This is a genomic window from Shewanella submarina, assembly GCF_042646185.1.
Classification (GTDB): domain Bacteria; phylum Pseudomonadota; class Gammaproteobacteria; order Enterobacterales; family Shewanellaceae; genus Shewanella; species Shewanella corallii.
The window spans coordinates 1,023,287-1,043,746 of sequence record NZ_JBHRTD010000006.1 but is presented as its reverse complement, the minus strand read 5'-3'; the positions used below and the strand labels follow the sequence as shown (position 1 = coordinate 1,043,746).

12 protein-coding genes and 1 pseudogene are annotated in these 20,460 nt (G+C 49.8%); 7 read left to right on the top strand and 6 right to left on the bottom strand.

Translation table 11 applies throughout. The features are described from left to right. Positions 1-45: 45 nt before the first annotated feature. The 4 genes and pseudogenes from ACFOE0_RS07480 to ACFOE0_RS07465 form a co-directional block, all read right to left on the bottom strand. Entirely contained in the window at positions 46-1,992 is a 1,947-nt protein-coding gene (locus ACFOE0_RS07480) for a BRCT domain-containing protein (RefSeq protein ID WP_248934787.1), read from the bottom strand. Positions 1,993-2,169: 177 nt separating this feature from the next. Then, positions 2,170-2,373: pseudogene (locus tag ACFOE0_RS07475) on the bottom strand (DNA ligase LigA-related protein); the annotation flags it as partial. Positions 2,374-2,439: 66 nt separating this feature from the next. Continuing rightward, a complete protein-coding gene (gene zipA / locus ACFOE0_RS07470; RefSeq protein ID WP_248934788.1) occupies positions 2,440-3,336 on the bottom strand; it encodes a cell division protein ZipA in 897 nt (298 codons plus the stop codon). Positions 3,337-3,360: 24 nt separating this feature from the next. Then, on the bottom strand, positions 3,361-6,771 hold the full coding sequence (locus ACFOE0_RS07465) for a chromosome segregation protein SMC (RefSeq protein WP_248934789.1): 3,411 nt from the start codon (positions 6,769-6,771) through the stop codon (positions 3,361-3,363). A gap of 191 nt (positions 6,772-6,962) precedes the next feature. On the opposite strand from ACFOE0_RS07465, the gene cysZ reads away from it, so the two are divergent. The 5 genes from cysZ (at position 6,963) to ACFOE0_RS07440 (ending at position 13,918) form a co-directional block, all read left to right on the top strand. Continuing rightward, positions 6,963-7,733, top strand: a complete 771-nt coding sequence (gene cysZ / locus ACFOE0_RS07460; RefSeq protein WP_248934790.1) for a sulfate transporter CysZ — start codon at positions 6,963-6,965, stop codon at positions 7,731-7,733. A gap of 154 nt (positions 7,734-7,887) precedes the next feature. Beyond that, the gene (locus tag ACFOE0_RS07455; RefSeq protein WP_248934791.1) at positions 7,888-10,218 is read left to right on the top strand and encodes a carbohydrate binding family 9 domain-containing protein; all 2,331 of its coding nucleotides are present in this window, start codon (positions 7,888-7,890) and stop codon (positions 10,216-10,218) included. A 231-nt stretch (positions 10,219-10,449) separates the two neighbouring features. Further along, positions 10,450-11,418: a cysteine synthase A gene (cysK, locus tag ACFOE0_RS07450; RefSeq protein WP_248934792.1), complete on the top strand. Its 969-nt coding sequence runs from the start codon at positions 10,450-10,452 to the stop codon at positions 11,416-11,418. A gap of 212 nt (positions 11,419-11,630) precedes the next feature. Further along, on the top strand, positions 11,631-12,620 hold the full coding sequence (locus ACFOE0_RS07445) for a TDT family transporter (RefSeq protein WP_248934793.1): 990 nt from the start codon (positions 11,631-11,633) through the stop codon (positions 12,618-12,620). 410 nt (positions 12,621-13,030) lie between these two features. Further along, entirely contained in the window at positions 13,031-13,918 is an 888-nt protein-coding gene (locus ACFOE0_RS07440) for a LysR family transcriptional regulator (RefSeq protein WP_248934794.1), read from the top strand. A 79-nt stretch (positions 13,919-13,997) separates the two neighbouring features. Here the strand turns inward: ACFOE0_RS07440 and ACFOE0_RS07435 are convergent, their stop codons facing one another. Next, complete coding sequence (locus ACFOE0_RS07435; protein ID WP_248934795.1) at positions 13,998-14,495, bottom strand: CBS domain-containing protein; 498 nt, start codon at positions 14,493-14,495, stop codon at positions 13,998-14,000. 14 nt (positions 14,496-14,509) lie between these two features. After that, entirely contained in the window at positions 14,510-15,400 is an 891-nt protein-coding gene (gene focA / locus ACFOE0_RS07430) for a formate transporter FocA (RefSeq protein WP_248934796.1), read from the bottom strand. A 703-nt stretch (positions 15,401-16,103) separates the two neighbouring features. On the opposite strand from focA, the gene ACFOE0_RS07425 reads away from it, so the two are divergent. Together ACFOE0_RS07425 and pflB are read left to right on the top strand one after the other, a co-directional pair. After that, positions 16,104-17,585, top strand: a complete 1,482-nt coding sequence (locus ACFOE0_RS07425; RefSeq protein ID WP_115138143.1) for a DUF3360 family protein — start codon at positions 16,104-16,106, stop codon at positions 17,583-17,585. Positions 17,586-18,110: 525 nt separating this feature from the next. Continuing rightward, a complete protein-coding gene (gene pflB / locus ACFOE0_RS07420; protein WP_248934797.1) occupies positions 18,111-20,393 on the top strand; it encodes a formate C-acetyltransferase in 2,283 nt (760 codons plus the stop codon). Positions 20,394-20,460 lie beyond the last annotated feature (67 nt).

Sequence of the window (20,460 nt, the reverse complement as noted above, 5' to 3'; positions counted from 1 at the left end):
TAACTAAGAGGCTAACTTTAACCCAGCCTCTTAGTTATAATTATATTAACTTATTAAATTAATATACTCTTGCTCGGATAGAACTTGAACACCTTTATCTTTTGCACCATTTATCTTTGTTTCACCAACCTTTGTCCCTGCAACAAGGTAAGTCGTCTTCCCTGTTACTGACTTTGCAACTTTAGCTCCAAGTGATTTAGCATGTTTTTCCATATCGCCCCGACTACCTTTTAGCATGGTGCCTGTAAAAACTATCGTTGCTCCTGCAATAGGTGAAGATGAATTATCTTGTTCTGATAGATTAGGGGTAATGCTCAAATTAAACCCAAGCGCATAGACTTTAAAGAACTCCTCCTTGATATTCGCGAGTCCCTCAACAATAGCTTCTGCACTAACTTGTGCGAACCCGTCTAATTTTTCGATGTCATCAATATTCGCTTGAAAAAGTTCAGTCAACGAATAATTTTGAAGAAGTTTTTCACAGTTCCCTCCACCAAGGCGGCTCACACCAAATGCAGAAAGAAAACGCCAATCTTCAATCTCAATATTTCGGCTAGCTTGCAACTGTTTAAATAAATTTTTTGAGGTTTTCTCCCCAAATCCGTAAGACGCAAACTGATGTTCTTTTATATTATAAACATCATGAATATGCTTAACCCCTAAATTCGTCAGCTTTTCAATGTTCTTAGGCCCAAAGCCATCGTTGTTACCCAAAGTTTTAAAAAAATAAACAAGCGTGTTTTCTCTTTGGGCTGGGCAATCACTTTTATTTGGGCATATCAAATGATCAGATTCCCATATCAAATGTGATTGGCAACTAGGGCAGCTATCTGGAAGTTGTGGTTTCACTGGTTTGATTACCTCTTCAATTTTAGGTATCACCAAACCACTTCTTACGACTCTGAGCACTGCACCAGGCCCAACCCCAGTTGACTTAACCATTTGATAGTTGTGCACTGTAGCTCGACTAATTGTTGCTCCACTAATTCTGGTAGGAACCAATTCAGCAACTGGTGTTACTCTACCTGTTCTCGACGTTTGCGGCGTAACACTAACCACTTCTACTTCAGCTGCTTCTTCATTTCTTTTGAAAGCTAATTGCCAGCGATGAAACTTTCTAGTCGCTCCCATGTATTCTTTAATTTTAGGATCAGTTGACTCTAGAATAACACCATCCACATCATAGGGAACAGCATCCCATATTTCACCTACAATATTTTCAAAATCATTCAATAGTTCTTTATAATTACCGGTCCAATTCTCGATTAATGAAAATGGATAAAAAACACAAGCTCCATCATTAATAGCTTTCTTTATTTTAAAATCGACATTTTTCTCAGCAATAATAGCTGCTTGAATATTCCGTGAGTTTTCAAAATATTTACTTAAATTCTTTTCGAAGTAGTATTTATTAATAACGATCTCGCCAGGACCAAGTCCCCTCTGACCATTTCCAGAAACTTTTAAACCACGTTCAAATGCTCTAGTGATGTCTTGACCGTTTAAGCCATCTCCACGTGTATACAAAATACTACCATCATCATAAGCAGCATAACCATCTAGCTTTGGAGTAACCCGAATAATGATTTCATCACGACTGATATTTAGGTTCAATGCAGCCTTTAAAATTCTATCAAGCCACTTTTCAACTTCTTTTTTTGAATAAGCTTTATCAGTTGACAACATTTTTTGTGGCAACTTTATGGTCTTACCAATTGCCTTAAGATCTGACTGTACTACATCTGAAAGATGACTTTCAGGATGGTTTTCATTATACCAATTCTCTTTCTCATCATATTCTTTATCAGAAATTATCGCCTTACCTTGACGATATAGCACATCTGCTACACGCAAAAAGTACTGCATATCCTTTTGATCCAATGAGTAAAACTCATCATTTCGAACTATTTTTTCGATCAACTTAGGATTACTTTTCAGTTTTTTTTCTTCAAGAACATCAAGATGTTCTTTGGTTAGTTTGAATACAGACATTCTTAAACCGTTTTAAGCCAAACATATATTGTAGAGATTATACTCTTCTGTACGATAATTAGGGAAGTTTCGTTCACCTTAGTAAGTAACGCTTTATGATTACATATTTCTATCTGAAACGTTACTTACTAACGTAAAACTATAACAGCGCCACATCGCCCAGAGACAGAGTATTTAGGCGATGGTTATCCGGCCCACGCGCTGGGTTGGCGAGTCAGCAAGTGCAAACTGAGGATAGTCAGCTTCCAGCTGCTTGAGCTCCTGCATCAGGCGGTCATATTCAGCATCAGGAATAGTCGGATTATCATCAACATAATAGTGAATATTGTGTTGGTTCAGCTCATTGGAAAGCTGCTGGATTTTCTGTTGGATCTCTTGCATATCTCTTATCCGAAATGAACAAGGCCGCACAGGCGGCCTTGAAGCGGTTAATTCTGTTGATGAGCCTTACTGCACCACGGCACGGATGCGTTCCAGGTAGGCTTGCTTGGTGTCAGCGTGCCAGAGCTGACGTCTGTCATCCAACACTTCTGCACCCAAATCATCTGCCAACTGGCATGCGGAGTTCAGCATAATAGAGAAGTTGCGCAGCGCATCACCATGGCAAGGCAGTGTCATAAACAGGGCGATACCCTGAGTGCTGAACTGCTCCATATTGTCCGGGTCAAATACTCCTGGCTTAACCATGTTGGCCAGAGAGAACAGCACCTTTCCTGTGCCTGCATTGTCTTCGTGACGGTGGAAAATATTCATATCACCAAACTTGAAGTTCAGTGTCAGCAGGCATGGCAGTAACTCGGCGCCCGCCAGCTCTTCACCCTCTTTGGCACAAACGTGCAACACCAGCACATCCTGAGGGTCCGGCAACTCATCTTCCTGCTCCAACTCTGGCTCTACATCCTGAACAGGTGTTTCTTCGATGACTGGCTCCACCGCCTCGGGCTTCACTTTCTCTTCTGGCTGAGTGGTCAGCTCATCTTCGGCAAACAGGCTGGCCTGTTCTCCCAGAACAGGGGCCTCAGCTTCAGGTTTGATCACGGGTTCCTGTCTGGTTGGCGCAATCACAGGCTCTTGCTTAACCTGAGGTTCAACCCTGGCAGCCGCAGGCGCAGGTTCTGCCTCTTCTGGCTCGTCATTGACCTTGACCACACGCACCTGACCAATACCGTCAGCATCAAAGCCCTCTTTATCACGGGATGCGCCCGCCTCCTGCTTTGCACGTGCAGATGTGCCATCTCGCAGGGGCTTGGGTTGCTGCTTCCTGATTGACCAGTATCCATGCACCAGCACCGCAACAATGGCGATGCCACCCAAGACTGACAATACCAGTTGAAAATTTTCCATTGGTTACCCTGTCGTTAACTCTAATTATCCAGCATCGGCCATAGCCACTGCTTCTTCCAAGTCCACAGCAACAATGCGAGAAACCCCGGGTTCATGCATAGTTACCCCAATTAATTGATCTGCCATTTCCATGGTTATCTTGTTATGGCTGATATAAATAAACTGCACGCTCTGGGACATCTCCCTGAGCAGGCGGCAGAATCGCTCGACGTTGGCATCATCCAAAGGAGCGTCTACTTCATCCAGCATGCAAAAAGGTGCTGGATTCAGCCGGAAAATAGCGAACACCAATGATAAAGCGGTTAGCGCTTTTTCACCACCGGACAGCAAATGAATCGTGCTGTTTTTCTTACCCGGCGGTCTGGCCATAATGGTGACACCGGTTTCCAGCAGGTCATCATCAGTCAGCGCCAGATAAGCACTGCCGCCGCCAAATACCTTGGGAAATAAACTGCCCAAATCCGCGTTTATCTGCTCAAACGTCGCTTTAAAACGGGTTCGGGTTTCCCTGTCGATTTTACGGATAGCCTCTTCCAGGCTTTCCAGCGCAGAGGCAAGGTCATCATTCTGGTTATCCAGATACTGTTTGCGCTCACTCTGCTGTTCATACTCTTCAATCGCCGCCAGATTGATAGGGCCAAGTCGGGAGATCTTCCCTCTCAGACTATCCAGCTTTTGTTGCCAAACTTCTGCATTGGCCTCTTCCGGCAAGCTGCCCGTCACCTCATCCAGTCGGATATTGGCTTCAGTGAGCAGCTGCATCTGGCTGCCTGCCTGGCCTTTAATGCCTTCTCTTTTCAATTTCAGATCGGCAATACTCTGGCTCAGCGCCTCTATCTTGCCAACTTCCTGTTTTTGCATCAATAGTGATGCTTCCAGCTGGGCCTGCCAACTGGCCTGTTCGGCGCGTATTTGTTCAAGTTGCTGCTGCAATTCACTGTGACGGGCCATCTGCTGCTGCAGTTCCTGCTGCACAGCATCCCGCTCACCGGCTCCGGCCGGGTCAAGTTGCCGACGCTGGTCTTTCAGTTCAGTCTCATTGGCATCCAGCTCAGCCAGACGGCTGTTGATCTGGGATTCCTGCTGTCGACTCAGTGCCAGTTGCGTCTCGGCCTGGCTCAGTTGCCGCTGCAATTGTTGTAACTGCTCCCGGCGGCTGCCAAGCTGTGCCTTACAATCTCTGAGCGTGGTAGCAGCAGTTAACTGTGACTGTGTCAGTTGGCTTACGGTTTCGTTGATCCCTTCGCCATTGACCTTAACCTGCTCCAGCTGTTTTTCTGAGGCTTCGACCTGAACCTCAAGAGAGGCGATCTCCTGCTGCAGTTTGTCGGTTTTCTGCTTTTTGGCAGACAGCTGTTGCTGCTGCCGGGCCAAAGACTCCTGTTCACTGCGCAGAGTCTGTTCGACCCGGATCAGTTCATGGGATTCCTGTTCAAGTGTTTGTCTGGCAGCATCCAGTTTATTGGTCTGCTCATCGATCAAACCTTTTAATCGCCGACTTTCTTCACTGGCATCACCAGCCGCTTTAAGCAGGGGCTCGGCTGCGTTTTCCAACGCCTGCAGCTCATTCTGCAGCGCCATGGCAGAGTCTTCAGCGTCAGACTGACTCAGCACAAAGCCCTGACCCACCAGGTAACCATCGGCGGTGACAATACGTTCATGGGCAGCCAGACTGGCCTGACGGCTTTTCGCCTCATTCAGAGAATCAAGCCAAATGACATCTTTAAGCCAGGGCTCCAGATTGACCGGTGCACTGAGCTGCGGCAGTACAGTGCCCTCACCCGCTTTTACCCAGGCATTACCTGAGCCAGCGCTGGCGTTATCGTCAACGACAGGACTGTCGAGCCAGCCACGCAGCAACAGAGAGACGGCATCTTCCCAACCGGGCTTAACATCCAATACCTGCCACAACCCTGGCAGTTCGTCACCAGCGGCTTTATCCAACCATTGGCGGATCAGCGTCTGCCGGGATTCATTGCCGCTGAGTTCGGCTCTGAGTTTCTGACTGTCAGCCTCGGCCTGCTCGCGCTGCTGATTCAGCTGGTTTAATCCATCTCTGAGATTTTCCAGCTGAAATCTGGCTTCATCCTGTCTTTCTTTAAGCTCATCAAGACGAAGCTGCAGGCCGGAGATCTTGTCGGTTCCTGCTGTCGTGTCACTGCTGTCATCAAGCTCCTGCAGTTGCTCACGCTTCATAACCAACAACTGGCGACTGTGCTCCTGCTGCCCCTGATATTTGGCGAGTTGCAACTGGAGTTCTGACTGCTGTTGTCTGGCGTTGTACAGGTCGCTATCCAGCGCGTCTTTCTGCTCCTCCATCCCGGCAAACTGCTCCTGCAGTTCAGCCAGCATCTCTTCCAGCAACGGCGCTTCTTCAGCCAAAGGCTCACGACTGCTGCTCAGGTTAGCAATGGTTTCCAGCAATACCTGACGCTCTTTAACCAGCGCTTCTCTTTGATTGGCCAGCTTATCGAGAGAGGATTTGAGACCCGCATCCTTCTGAACTTCGTGAGCCAGTTGCTGTTCCAGTCTTGCCACCTGAGTACCGGCCTGAAAGAAGGCCTGAACCAACTCCTGTTCGCGTCGCTCAAGCTCTTCAACCTTGATTCGTTCCCGGGTGCTGTTGGCTTCAGCAGATGCCTTTACGGCCAGCAGTTTCTCCTGCTCAAGCTGATTACTGTTAATCTCATCAGTCAGGCTGTCGGCTCTTTGCATCAGCTCGCGATAACGCATCACCAACAGCTGCGCCTGAGTTTGCCGCTCTTCCTGCTTGTACTCTCGATAGCGCTGCGCCGCCTTGGATTGACTCGCCAGCTTATCCAGCTGCTTGCCCAGCTCCAGCCGGATGTCTCCCAAACGCTCGAGGTTTTCACGGGTATGGCGAATACGGTTCTCAGTGTCCCGGCGACGCTCTTTATAGCGGGAGATACCGGCAGCCTCTTCAATAAAGACTCTCAGTTCCTGGGGTTTGGACTCGATCAGACGGGAGATGGTGCCCTGTTCAATAATGGCGTAACTGCGGGGACCCAGGCCGGTTCCCATAAACAGATCGGTAATATCCTTACGACGACATTTCTGGCCATTAAGAAAGTAGCTGGACTCGGCATCACGGTTAACCTGACGCTTAACGGAGATCTCCTGATAGCTGGCATACTGGCCGCCCAAACGACCGTCCAGATTTTCAAACACCAGTTCAACCGAGGCCACAGAGACGGGGCGACGGGCAGAAGAGCCATTAAAAATAACGTCTGTCATGGCATCGCCACGCAGGTGCTTGGCGTTGCTTTCCCCCAGTACCCAGCGCACGGCATCAATGGTGTTGGATTTACCACAACCATTGGGACCTATGATACCGGTCAAAGGTTTAAGAAAAGGGATCTTGGTGGGATCGACAAACGACTTGAATCCAGCCAGTTTTATCTGTTTCAGTCTCATGTGGGCGACGTTGGTCCGGAATAAGCCGTTAAAAAATAATCAGTAAAACCCTGAAGTTATGGAGGCAACTTTATCAAAGGGTGCAGCATTTTGTAACGCTTTTTCTCCCCCTTGAACGCTCCTGTGCTTGTGTTCCGCGCAAGCCTTGCCCACAATCGGAGCTAACGAGTTGATTTATGCTGATATAGAAGATGAAAGAGACAGCAAAAGCCGCCAAAAGTGGCGTCAATTATTTTATGGATGGGTTCGAGCTTATTCGCCGTCCCGGATTACGCACCTTTGTGGTGATTCCTTTATTAATAAATATATTGCTGTTTGCCACAGGCTTTTACTTTGCCTTCGGCGAGCTGCAACGCATGTTTGCCTGGCTGGAAGGCCAGCTACCTGAATATCTGCAGTGGTTTAACTTCCTGCTGTGGCCACTGGCTGTTATCAGCATGGTGGTCGTGATGGCCTTTATCTTCTCATCCGTGATGAACTGGCTGGCAGCACCATTTAACGGCTTGCTGGCAGAGAAGGTTGAACAGATGCTCACCGGCAAGTCGGTCAATACCGGCGGTGCCGTCGATACCGTCAAAGATATACCCCGTATGCTGGGACGGGAATGGACCAAGCTGAAGTACTACCTGCCCAGAGCCATTGTATTCCTGCTGCTGTTTTGGGTGCCGGTTCTGGGTCAGATGGTGGCGCCGGTTCTTTGGTTCCTGTTCAGCGCCTGGATGATGGCTGTGCAGTACTGCGACTACCCCTTTGATAACCACAGGGTTCCCTTTGATGATATGAAGTTTGCCCTTAAGCAAACCCGTGGCAGCTCCTTCAGCTTTGGGGCTACCGTGACCCTGTTCGCCATGATCCCTATTGTGAACTTTATCGTCATGCCTGTGGCAATTTGCGGTGCGACCGCCATGTGGGTTGATAAATATCGCGAGGCCTATCGCAACCCGGCAATCGCCCCGGATTAATCCTGCCTTTTCCAGCTAAACCAGATAAAACGCAGCTCAGGCTGCGTTTTTCATGTTTTGTAACATACTTATTACTCACTTACCTTCAACCCCACTGCCATTACGGGCAAAATAACAATGGAATCACAAGGCGTTAACAACAGGAAATAAAAACATGCCACGCCAATATTTTGCCCTTGCACTCTTGCTTGGCAGTTCTTTTGGGGCCACCGCCGGAGATGCCGGTAACTTTCATCTCGACATCCCCATGCTCACTGCACCTGCTGAAATCGACGGCAGACTGGATGATGCTGTCTGGCAACAAGCCGCCACCACCCAACTGACCATTGAAACTGGCCCTGGTGAGAATACGCCGGCACCGGTAATGACCGATGCAAAAATCTTTGCCACCCAGGAAAGTCTGTTTGTGGCATTTGTTGCCCATGATCCTGATCCCTCAAAAATCCGCGCCAATCTCAGCCCCAGAGACAGAAACTGGGGCGACGATCTGGTGGGGATTAAACTCGACACCTATAACGATGCAAGACTCGCCTACCAGTTCTTTATCAATCCTTTCGGAGTGCAGGCTGACTCCATAGAAAACGAGCTGACCGGCCGCGAAAGTGATGCCTGGGACGGTATCTGGTATGCCGCAGGGGAGATGACAGATAAAGGGTATCAGGTCGAAATTGAGCTGCCATTTCGTATGTTCAACTTCGACAAGGCCAGTGCCCAGGAGTGGGGATTTGAACTGATCCGTTTCTGGCCCAGAGATGAAGTCCACAGGTTATCGACCCAGGCCAGAGACAGGGATAATAACTGTACCCTGTGTCAGCTTGGTGTGGTGACCGGGCTTGAGAACCTGGAACAGGGTAATGACCTGCAAATTACTCCATCGTTAGTCGCCGGGCACAACCGTGACAGGGAGTTACCAAATGGTGACTGGCAGGATGAAACCGATGTTGATGTCGGAGTTGACGTGCGCTGGGGCATCACCCCTGACCTGCTGCTCAGTGCCACGATTAACCCCGACTTTTCCCAGGTAGAGGCCGATGCAGGACAGTTGGATGTTAACAACACCTTCGCCCTGTTCTTTCCGGAAAAACGCGCCTTCTTCCTGGATAATAAAGACTACTTCGACACCCAGATGAACCTGGTGTACACGCGGAATATCGGCGACCCAGACTATGGCGCCAAACTTACCGGCCGAGAAGGACAACATACCTTTGGCGCCCTGGTAGCCAACGACACTCAAACCAGATTTCTGGTGCCGGGTAACCTCTCCTCTTCTGTCGCCAGCATAGACAAAGAAAGCCAGAATCTGGTGGGCCGTTATCGCTATGATGTGTCATCCGGACTCTCTATTGGTGCCCTGACGACGCTGAGAAAAGCCGGGGATTACCATAACTACCAATTCGCCACTGATATTAAGTACCAACCCACAGATCAGGACACTTTTACAGCCCAGTACTCCGTCAGCAATACCCAGTATCCTGAAGGTCTTTACAAGGAATTCTGCGGCGACAGTGATAACTGCGAAATTCCACCAGGCGGCTGTGAACGCGGCGATTGTGATATCAATGAGCGGGTACTGCGTCTGCTCAAACAGGAGGACTTTGACGGTGATCTGCTGCGGCTGAGATACCAAAGAGAAACCCGTAACTGGTATGCCAATCTCCACTATCAGGCAACGTCAGCGGACTACCGCGCGGATTTAGGCTTTGTAGACAGAGTCGACTTTAATAAATTTGTCGCCGGTGGCGGGTATATCTGGTATCCGGAAGATGCCACTTTCAACCGTATTCGCTGGGGTGGAGACTGGGATATCACCCACAACGACGCTGGTGAAGAACTTGAGCGGGAAATTGAAACCTCGCTGGAGCTTCAGGGCAAGCTGCAGAGCTATATGGAAATGGGACTGGTACATCGTAGCCGGGTTGGCTTACGGGAAGATAAGTCCATCCTCAATATCGAAGATAACACCACGCTGTTTCACGAGACCTTCGGTTGGTTTTATGGTGAGTTCTGGCCAGCCCAGACCATCAAGACCCGTCTCAATATGAGTTACGGCGACACCATAGATTTTGCCAATAACCGTCCTGGTACCAATACCCGCTTCCGCCCCGGTATCTCATGGGATGTGATGGACAACCTGGCACTGGATTTCGCCTGGGAGTATCGCAGCCTGGATGTTGCTGAGGGAGAGCTGTTTAACGCCTCACTGGGTGATCTGCGCCTGAACTGGCAGCTGAGTCTGCAAAGCTTTTTGCGAGTCAGCTCTGTCTATACCGATATCCAGCGAGATCCATCACTCTACCTCTACAGCACGCCGGACAGCGAATACAAAGGCATGTTTAACGAAGTGCTGTATGGCTATCAGCTGAACCCACAAAGCGTGTTTTATCTGGGTTACTCAGATGGCTTCCGTCAGGATGATGAGATTAAAAGCCTGACCCAGGATGAGCAAACGCTGTTTATGAAAATCAGCTACGCCTGGCTGATCTAGGTTCAACCTTAAAGTTTATGGGCAGCAGTGCAAAACCAACTAGGCTGCTGCCCTTCTTTTTCCGCCACCAAACCACAGGCTTCCCAGCTCGCTTACTCCTTAATGCCATCTAAAATTTAATAACAGCAAATAATGGTATAACCAAATGGAATAACGCATAGCAAACAATCACTTCAAAAACGCCTGCCAGCAATTATGCTCTACATACGCAATCAAAGGAGTAGAGATTCCATGAGCAAGATTTTCGAAGACAACTCTCTGACCATTGGCCAGACCCCACTGGTTCGTTTAAACCGTGTCAGCAACGGCAAGGTACTGGCGAAAGTTGAAGCCCGCAACCCGAGTTTCAGCGTTAAGTGTCGTATCGGTGCCAATATGATTTGGGATGCCGAAAAGCAAGGCTTGCTCACCGAAGGCAAGGAGCTTATCGAGCCCACTTCAGGTAACACAGGTATTGCACTGGCCTATGTAGCTGCCGCCCGTGGTTACAAGTTGACTCTGACCATGCCAAACACCATGAGTCTGGAGCGTCGTAAACTACTGAAGGCATTAGGTGCCAACCTGGTACTGACCGATGGTGCCAAAGGGATGAAAGGCGCTATCGACAAGGCTGAGGAGATCCGCTCTTCAGATCCGGACAAGTATGTGCTGCTGCAGCAGTTCAGTAACCCTGCCAACCCACAGATCCACGAGCAGACCACAGGTCCGGAGATCTGGAATGACACTGATGGTGAAGTCGATGTGGTGGTAGCGGGCGTGGGTACCGGCGGTACCATTACCGGTGTCAGCCGTTATATCAAAAATGCCAAGGGTAAACAGATCACCTCTGTCGCCGTTGAGCCAGCTGACTCTCCAGTCATTACCCAGACCATGAACGGCCAAACCGTTCAACCTGGACCACACAAAATTCAAGGTATAGGTGCCGGTTTCATCCCGGGTAATCTGGATTTGGAACTGCTGGACCGCGTCGAAACTGTGACCAATGAAGAATCCATCGAGATGGCTCACCGCCTGATGAAAGAGGAAGGTATTCTGGTCGGTATATCTTCCGGTGCAGCCGTGGTAGCAGCCAACCGCATCGCTGCCCTGCCTGAGTTCGCAGATAAGAACATTGTGGTTATCCTGCCATCAGCGGCAGAGCGCTACCTCTCTTCTGTCCTGTTCCAGGGCCAGTTCGGTGATGAAGAGAATATTCAGTAATCCTCTTTGACTTATCCGATTCAATAAAAAGCCATCTGCTCAGCAGGTGGCTTTTTGTTTTCTACACTGCTGTACATAAGCCTTGGCTTACGATTAACCAATACTTAATCTAACAATAATTAATTTTATATTTTCTTATTCTACGGGAATACCTAGACTGCCTGCATTAAGACTGTCGCGTCCGATGACAGCAAGAATTCAGGAGCTTCCCCATGACAACACTCACTTCTTCCTGGAAAGATAAACTGGCCACGATTCCCAGCCCAATGGCTGGACTGGCACTGGCCATTGGCAGCCTGGGCTGGACCTGGGAAAACCTCGCCACCGGGCTACACGGAGCAGGTCAGCTGACAGGAGCCGCAATTGCAGCTGTGATGCTGCTGGCACTGGTTGCCAAATTCGCGATTCATCCCAAAGTCCTGTGGCAAGAGCTGACTCACCCAGTGGTGGGTAGCGTGATCCCGACATTTGCCATGGCACTTATGGTGATTTCCAAAGCCGTGGACATATTTGTCCCCTCTGTGGGTCTGGCGCTCTGGCTGCTGGCAATCGCTATCCACATCGCGTTTCTGGCTGCGTTTGTTTACTACCGCGCCATTGATTTTAAACTGGACCATATGGTGCCAAGCTGGTTCGTGCCTCCCATCGGCATCATTGTTGCGGCAGTGAGCTTCCCCGGACAGGGTTACAGTTGGCTGGCTAACGGTATTCTTATCTTCGGCATGCTGGCCTATCTGATTATGCTGCCTGTGATGCTGTACCGACTGATTTTCTGTGAGCCAGTACCTCAAGCCGCCAAGCCAACTATTGCGATTCTGGCAGCTCCGGCCAGTCTGTCTCTGGCCGGGTACCTGACAGTGGTGCATAACCCCTCCATAGTGATTGTTGGCCTGCTGCTGTCAGTGGCAGTACTCATGACTCTGGTGATTTATCTGGCTTTCTTCCACCTGATGAAACTGCCATTCTCACCTGGCTATGCGGCTTTCACCTTCCCTATGGTAATTGGTGCCACTGCGCTGTTTAAAAGTGCAGTATGGGCAGACCACTTTGCAGGCATGGCCTCATTCGCCGGACTACTGCACAATCTGGCGGTGATTGAACTGGCTATCGCGACTCTGGTCGTTGGCTATGTTGCACTGAGATATCTGATGCACTACCTGCCCGGCATTAAAGATAACTGGAGCCAACAAGCGACTCAGTAATTCCAGATAAGGGGTTGGGAAGCGATCCCCCAACCCTTAAAAAACACTGATAACCCAATTCATCGACCACTATTTCGCCCACAACCCAAGCGTTGAGGCTCAGAACACAAATTTCTTTTATCTCGCGCTATTAATTTGTCCTGCTGCAAGTTTTTATCCCACGCTTTCAAAAACCCACCTCCAAGGCCGCCAAAATAGCCTAAAAAAAGCTTAATGCGCGTATCAATCGCGCTGATACATAAACACTATCCAGTTGTTTTGTAAGACCTATTTTACAGCTCACTAATTTTCAACAAATGAATAAATATGAAACCGGTCTAATTTATTGAAGCTGTTTTTGTTTATTGAATTATGAGTCCCTATGATAGCCGCCAATGCCTTCCTGACACTTCAGCCGAGCTTCAATAAATATGAAGTATTCACTAAAACAAATCTCAGTATTTGATGCTATCGCCTCAGAGCAAAGCGTCAGTGCAGCCGCAAGAAAGCTGTCCATGACCCAATCCGCTGTGAGTATGTCGCTCTCACAACTGGAATCTTTGCTGGGCCGTCCATTATTCACCCGGCAGGGCAACCGTCTGGTTCTATCCCACTGGGGTCACTGGCTGAGACCACGCGCCAGAAAACTGTTGCAGGATGCCAAACAGATTGAACTGGGTCTGCATGACCAACATCTGCTGTCAGGCAAACTTGGGCTGGGTGTCAGTCAAACCGTGGCCGAACATATTATGCCCAACCTGATTGCCAGCCTGGATCAGCACTTCCCTGAGTTGAGGTTGTCATTAACAGTCGAGAACAGTGATCAGGTGATTCAGGGACTGCTGTCCCATGATTATGATCTGGGCATTATTGAAGGTCGTTGTGATGACAGCCGCATGAACTATCTTCCCTGGATAGAAGACCGTCTGGTGGTGGTTGCCTCACCACACCATGCCTATTGCAGCCAGGCTGAAGTCACACCAATTCATCTGCAGCAGGCTCAGTGGGTGATGCGGGAACATGGTGCCGGTACCCGCAGAGTATTCAACGCCGCCATTCACGGCGTGATAGACAAGGTCAATGTGTGGAAAGAGTACAGCCAGACCAATGTGCTCAAAGCGCTGGTGAAGCGTGGTGGTTATCTGTCTGCCCTGCCCTGGCTGGATGTGGAAAAAGAGGTGACCGCTGGTGAACTTGTGGTGTTGGCGACCCCTTCATTGAAACTGGAGCGCCGACTGGGCTTTGTGTGGCGTCAGGACGCACCGGATAATCCGTTGCGCGATGTGGTGGTGAACGAAGCCAAACGACTGGCACGCTGAGTCAGCATCAATCATGCTGAACACAGATATAAAAAAGGATAGCCGCGGCTATCCTTTTTTATTGTTCATATTCCAAGGGTCAACTCATCTGAGTCGCCACCCAGCTACCTAATTGCTGACGGGTCAACACGCCAAGCAGCTTATCCTCTTCCACCACAGGCAGTAACTCAGGCAGTTCGCTGCCTGCCAGGCGCAGTCTCTCTTCATAGCTTTGATAGCCGCTGCAAATCAGGCTGGCCATATCATTCACCGGGAACAGCTTTTGTCTGTCCACCACCCAGGTCTCGAGCAACTGGGCCAAAGGCTGGCAGCAGGATACTGTGGTTAACTGGGTTTGCATCAGGTCACGCACACAAGCCTGGTTCGATGAGTCAAATTCAGCAGACCACAAGCCACGCAGGATCTCCTGATGGCTAAGTACACCTATCAATCTGCTCTGATCTTTGACCATGCCATGGCTGGCACCGGACTCACAGAGCAGCTTAAGCGCCTGACTCAGACTCATATCAGGAGACAGGGTCAGATAGTCGGCCTGCATCAGATCTGACACCAGGGTTTTGTTCAATTTATTCAGCATAGGGTCGGCCTCTCTTATCGGTGTGAAACTGTGTTGGAAGATCTTTGGGTTTGAACCGCTTCTTTATCTCCAGCCTTGTTTTCAATCAGCCAGTAGCCCAATCCCACAATGACACCACCACCCAGGATATTCCCCAGAGTGACGGGTATCAGATTGTTGAAAACAAAGTTGGTTATGGTCAGATCACTGAACTGCTCGCGGCTGAGATCCAGCGCGGCGAAAAAACCTGGGTCAGCAAACTGAGAGATGGCAATGCCCAAAGGCACCATAAACATATTGGCAATGCTGTGTTCAAAGCCGCTGGACACAAACATGGCGACCGGCAGCATCAGCACCATGGCGCGGGTCATTACCTCTTTACTGGCAAAGGTCATCCACACCCCCAGACACACCAGCATGTTACACAGCACACCCAGTACCATGGCCTGCAGCCAGTTGTGGTGTAGCTTATGCTGGGCAATATTCAGGGCATTCAGTCCCCAGTTACCGCCGTCCAGTTGATGCATACCCGCGGTCATAATCAGGGTCAGCATAATCAGGGCGCCAATCAGGTTGCCAACATAGACACGGGCCCAGCATGCCAGCATCTGTCTGGTAGTGATCATGCCGCGGGCTCTGGCCAGAGTGCTCAGTACAGTGCTGGTAAACAGCTCTGCACCACAAATCACGACCAACATCAGCCCCAGACTGAATGCCAGCCCCCCAACAAGGCGCACCATGCCCCAGGGTGCATCGCCTGCTCCAGTGGTCACATTGATGTAGAACACGAATGCCAGCGCAATAAAGGCACCGGCAAATATCGCCAGCCCGAAAGATTGCCAGGGTGACTTAATAACCTTGGAGTGACCGTATAATTCGGCCTGTTGACATAGGTTAAGCACAGGAGTCACAGGTTGACCTGTCATTGACAGCCTCCCGCGAGGCGATATGCGTATGCCTGATACAGCATGGGTGAAAATATCCTTGAAGCGGTTGAAAATACGCCGCAAGGATAGCCAGTTGCTTAAGCTAAAAATAATGGGAAGTTTTGAACCCGGGGTTCAGTTGGAATGAACTCTTGCACCGCTGGAATCACGGCAACGGGCCTGTCATTCAATGGAAAAGCCTGCATCCAGGTCACAACAACAGAAAACAAGCCACTGATTAAGTTCACATTTAAATTCACCGGGGACTAATAAAATGTGTCTTAAAATAAGCGGAAGTCATTGATGCAAATGGAATTAACGCAACGTTTGCAATTCCCGTACCCCAGTCAACTCTTATTTAGTAAACACTTCAATACTTGCTAGCCAGATCTCAATTCCGTTGTTAACCTACTTCAATAAAACTGATAGTCGATGAGTCGAGTTATCAGACATGGTAAGATCTTGACAGGTAAATTGGTCTTACCAATTTATTCAAAGTGAAATGGAACTCTTCTGCAAGGCGTAACGGGATATTAGATTGCAGTTTTTTATACTGCCAAACCCGCTTCAAGCAGCCGTGTTATCCGGTAACTTAATACTGCTCACATCTAGCAAGTCCACCACCGGAATAACTCTCAGGGACAAAAATCAAAACGACTTTAACCATAGCAATTACGCTGTTGTTTCGGAGTAATGAGAGACTATGTCTGACTCAGTAAACAAGCCGGAAGCGGTCAACGATGAGGCCTCCTATCAGGAGCTTCACCGCCCGGCATCAGAGTTCAAATCCCGCAGTGATTATCTGGATCATGAACTGACTATCATGAAGCCACGCCGCTGGCGTCTGAACCTTCCCGGTCGCGATTTCCGCTTCGAATGGGAAGATCTGGTGCCTGCGCTGGCTGGAACCATCGGTATTACCGTGATGTACAGCGCGGTAATGTCTTCCTATGCTTCTGCATTCGGCCTGGGCCCTGACTTCGTCATCGAAAACGTACGCGTTGAGATGTGGGTATCTGCCCTGCTGTTCTGTATTTTCGTATCCGGTTTCATGAACCCACGCGCCAACCTGGCGGGTAACCATGGTCCTATGATCCCGATGATCGGTATGATTGCGCTGTCTGGTGGTCACCCACTGGCACTGGCTATTCTTATCTTTATCTTCGGTATGGCACTGAGTCTGGTCAAAGGCGGCTCGCGGCTGGTTAACCTCACCAGTGAGGGGGTTGCCGGGGGGCTGCTTGTGTACCTGGGTATCATGGGTGCTCAGGGTCAGATCAACAATCTGCTGGACTGGTCTACCGAACTCAACATGGGCTATATCGGCTTCACGGTTCTGTTCCTGAACGTGGTGCTTTATGCCTTCCTGGCCAAAGTAGGTAAGCGCTGGCTGGCGATTCCTGCATGTAGTGCACTGGCTGTGGTTGTGGCTTTGGCCATGGGCGCACCTTTCCACTTCAGCACCGAGCCTGGTCTGCCTAACCTGAACCCAGCTTACTGGTGGGGTTCTACCGAGACTGGCTGGAAACTGGGCATGCCTACCGTAAGCCACTTTATTGCCTCTCTGCCGTTCGCGATTCTGGCCGTGGCCATGTGGTCGCCTGACTTCCTGGGTCACCGTATTTTCCAGGAACTGAACTATCCAAAAGGCAGTGACAAAGTACTGATGGACGTGGATGACACCATGGCTGGCTGCTCTGTACGTCAGTTTGTGGGTACTGCCTTCGGTGGTGGTAACGTGACCTCCAGCTGGGGCACTTACATGATCCCTGCGGCGATTGCCAAGCGCCCTATTCCTGCCGGCGGCATTCTGCTGGGTATTCTGTGTATCATCGTGGCCACTGTGGGATATCCGATGGATATCGCGGTATGGGCTCCTGTGATGAGCGTCGCACTTTTGGTGGGTGTGTTCCTGCCGCTGCTTGAAGCAGGTATGCAGATGGTGAAATCTGCTGCATCTTCTCAGACTGCCGGTATTTGTATCTTCGCCTCTATGGTAGTGAACCCTGTATTCGGCTGGGCACTGACCATGCTGTTGGATAACAACGGTCTGATCGGCGATAAAGAACGTCCCAAGTCCCTGTCTTTCGCGGATCGCATCGTGATTCCAGGTCTGGCGTTTGTGGTCTGTCTGGTGGCTATGTTGGCCGTTGGTATGATCAAAGGTATTCCAGCTCTGCTGTAATCCCATCAGCAAATTGGTAAAGCCCGCTGCAGCATGCTGTCGCGGGCTTTTTTATGGTCAAATGATGAATGTTTGATCACCTTGCTTGAATTAACACCTTCTTGTGCGGCATTTTTCCCATTTTCATGTGAGCAATAATCTCGCCAGATTTACCCAAAGTGGGCATAGATCACACTTTTCACCGGGTGCACAATAAAATTTTGCTACTTACCTAGCAAAACCGGATGAATTTGACTGCAGAGGATGGTGTTTCTGGTGCGACACCTAAGGCCTTGTGCTAATATATTTCACGGTTAATTGGTCTTACCAATTTGCGACAGTCCCGAAGGAGCAATCCAAATTAAGGTCGACTGTCAGCGGAAAAGATTTTTTAAACGATTTTTGCGTGTGGCCCTGACCTGATTCGGCAATACCGAAAGGCAGTATCAACGCAGGATCACCATATTGACCCAGGGCGCGAATCCCACGGTTAGGATCCTCCCCCAAGGTCAATCACCTTTATCTCAACAAGAAGGTATGAGTACGATGACTGACAAAACTGATCTGTTTGCAAGTGCCTGGGAGGGTTTCACCTCCGGCGATTGGAAAACTGAGGTCAATGTACGTGACTTTATCCAGACTAACTACACTCCTTATGAAGGCGACGAGTCTTTCCTGGCTGACGCTACCGAAGCCACAGTAAAACTGTGGGACAAGGTAATGGAAGGCATCAAGATCGAAAACAGCACTCACGCCCCGCTGGACTTCGATACTGACGTAGTATCTACCATTACTTCTCACGCTGCTGGTTACATCGAGAAAGATCTGGAGACCATCGTTGGTCTGCAGACTGACGCTCCTCTGAAGCGCGCTCTGATCCCTAACGGCGGTATCCGCATGATCGAAGGTTCTTGTAAAGCCTACGATCGTGAGCTGGATGCAGACATCAAGTACATCTACTCTGAACTGCGCAAGACTCACAACGCCGGTGTGTTCGACATCTACACTCCAGAAATCCTGGCTTGCCGTAAGTCAGGCGTACTGACTGGTCTGCCTGATGCATACGGCCGTGGTCGTATCATTGGTGACTACCGTCGTGTTGCTCTGTACGGTATCGACTTCCTGATGAAGGACAAGCAAGCTCAGTTCGCTTCTCTGCAGCCTCGTTTCGAAGCTGGTGAAGACCTGTCTGCTACCATGCAGCTGCGCGAAGAGATTGCTGAACAGCACCGTGCCCTGAGCCAGATGAAGAAAATGGCTGCCAGCTACGGCTATGACATCTCTGGTCCTGCTACCAACGCTCAAGAAGCTATCCAGTGGACTTACTTCGGCTACCTGGCTGCGATTAAGAGCCAGAACGGTGCTGCTATGTCTCTGGGTCGTACCGCGACCTTCCTGGACATCTTCATCGAGCGTGATCTGAAGAATGGCGTGATCACCGAGCAGCAAGCTCAGGAGATGATGGACCACTTCGTAATGAAGCTGCGTATGGTTCGCTTCCTGCGTACCCCAGAATACGATGAGCTGTTCTCTGGTGACCCAATCTGGGCTACCGAGTCTATCGCAGGTATGGGTCTGGACGGTCGTACTCTGGTATCCAAGAACTCTTTCCGTGTTCTGCGCACTCTGTACAACATGGGCCCAAGCCCAGAGCCAAACATCACTGTACTGTGGTCTGAGCAGCTGCCTCAGGGCTTTAAAGAGTACTGTGCCAAGGTATCTATCGACACCAGCTCTATCCAGTACGAAAACGATGACTTGATGCGCCCAGACCTGGAAAGCGATGACTATGCTATCGCTTGCTGTGTGAGCCCAATGGTTGTTGGTAAGCAGATGCAGTTCTTCGGTGCTCGTGCCAACCTGGCCAAGACCATGCTGTACGCAATCAACGGCGGTGTTGACGAGAAGTCTGGCGCTCAGGTAGGTCCAAAAGCTGACCCTATCACTTCTGAGTACCTGGACTACGACGACGTAATGGCTCGCCTGGATCCTCTGATGGATTGGCTGGCAACTCAGTACGTGTCTGCACTGAACTGCATCCACTACATGCACGACAAGTACAGCTACGAAGCAGCCCTGATGGCTCTGCACGATCGTGACGTACGTCGTACCATGGCTTGTGGTATCGCTGGTCTGTCTATCGCTGCTGACTCTCTGTCTGCAATCAAGTACGGCAAGGTTAAGCCTATCCGTAACGAAGCAGGTATTGCTGTTGACTTCGAAATCTCCGGTGAATATCCGAAGTTCGGTAACAACGATGCTCGCGTAGATGACATCGCTTGTGAACTGGTTGAGACCTTCATGAACAAGATCCGTTCTCTGAAGACTTACCGTGATGCAATCCCAACTCAGTCTATTCTGACCATCACCTCTAACGTGGTATATGGTAAGAAGACTGGTACCACTCCAGATGGTCGTCCAGCGGGCGCTCCATTTGCTCCAGGTGCCAACCCAATGCACGGCCGTGACGAAAACGGTGCGGTAGCGTCTCTGACTTCTGTGGCTAAACTGCCGTTTGCCCACGCTCAGGACGGTATCTCTTACACCTTCTCTATCGTGCCTAACGCTCTGGGTAAAGACGACGGTTCTCGTCGTACCAACCTGGCTGCTCTGATGGATGGTTACTTCCACCACGAAGAGAATCGTGAAGGTGGTCAGCACCTGAACGTTAACGTACTGAACCGCGAAACTCTGGAAGATGCAGTTAATCACCCAGAGAAGTACCCACAGCTGACCATTCGTGTGTCTGGCTACGCAGTACGCTTTAACTCGCTGACTCCTGACCAGCAGCGTGACGTGATTACCCGTACTTTCACCAAGTCTCTGTAATCACTGATTGAATCAGGTGGTATTGGCCCAGCCGATACCACCTGTTATCAACCCATTGCATCAGCTT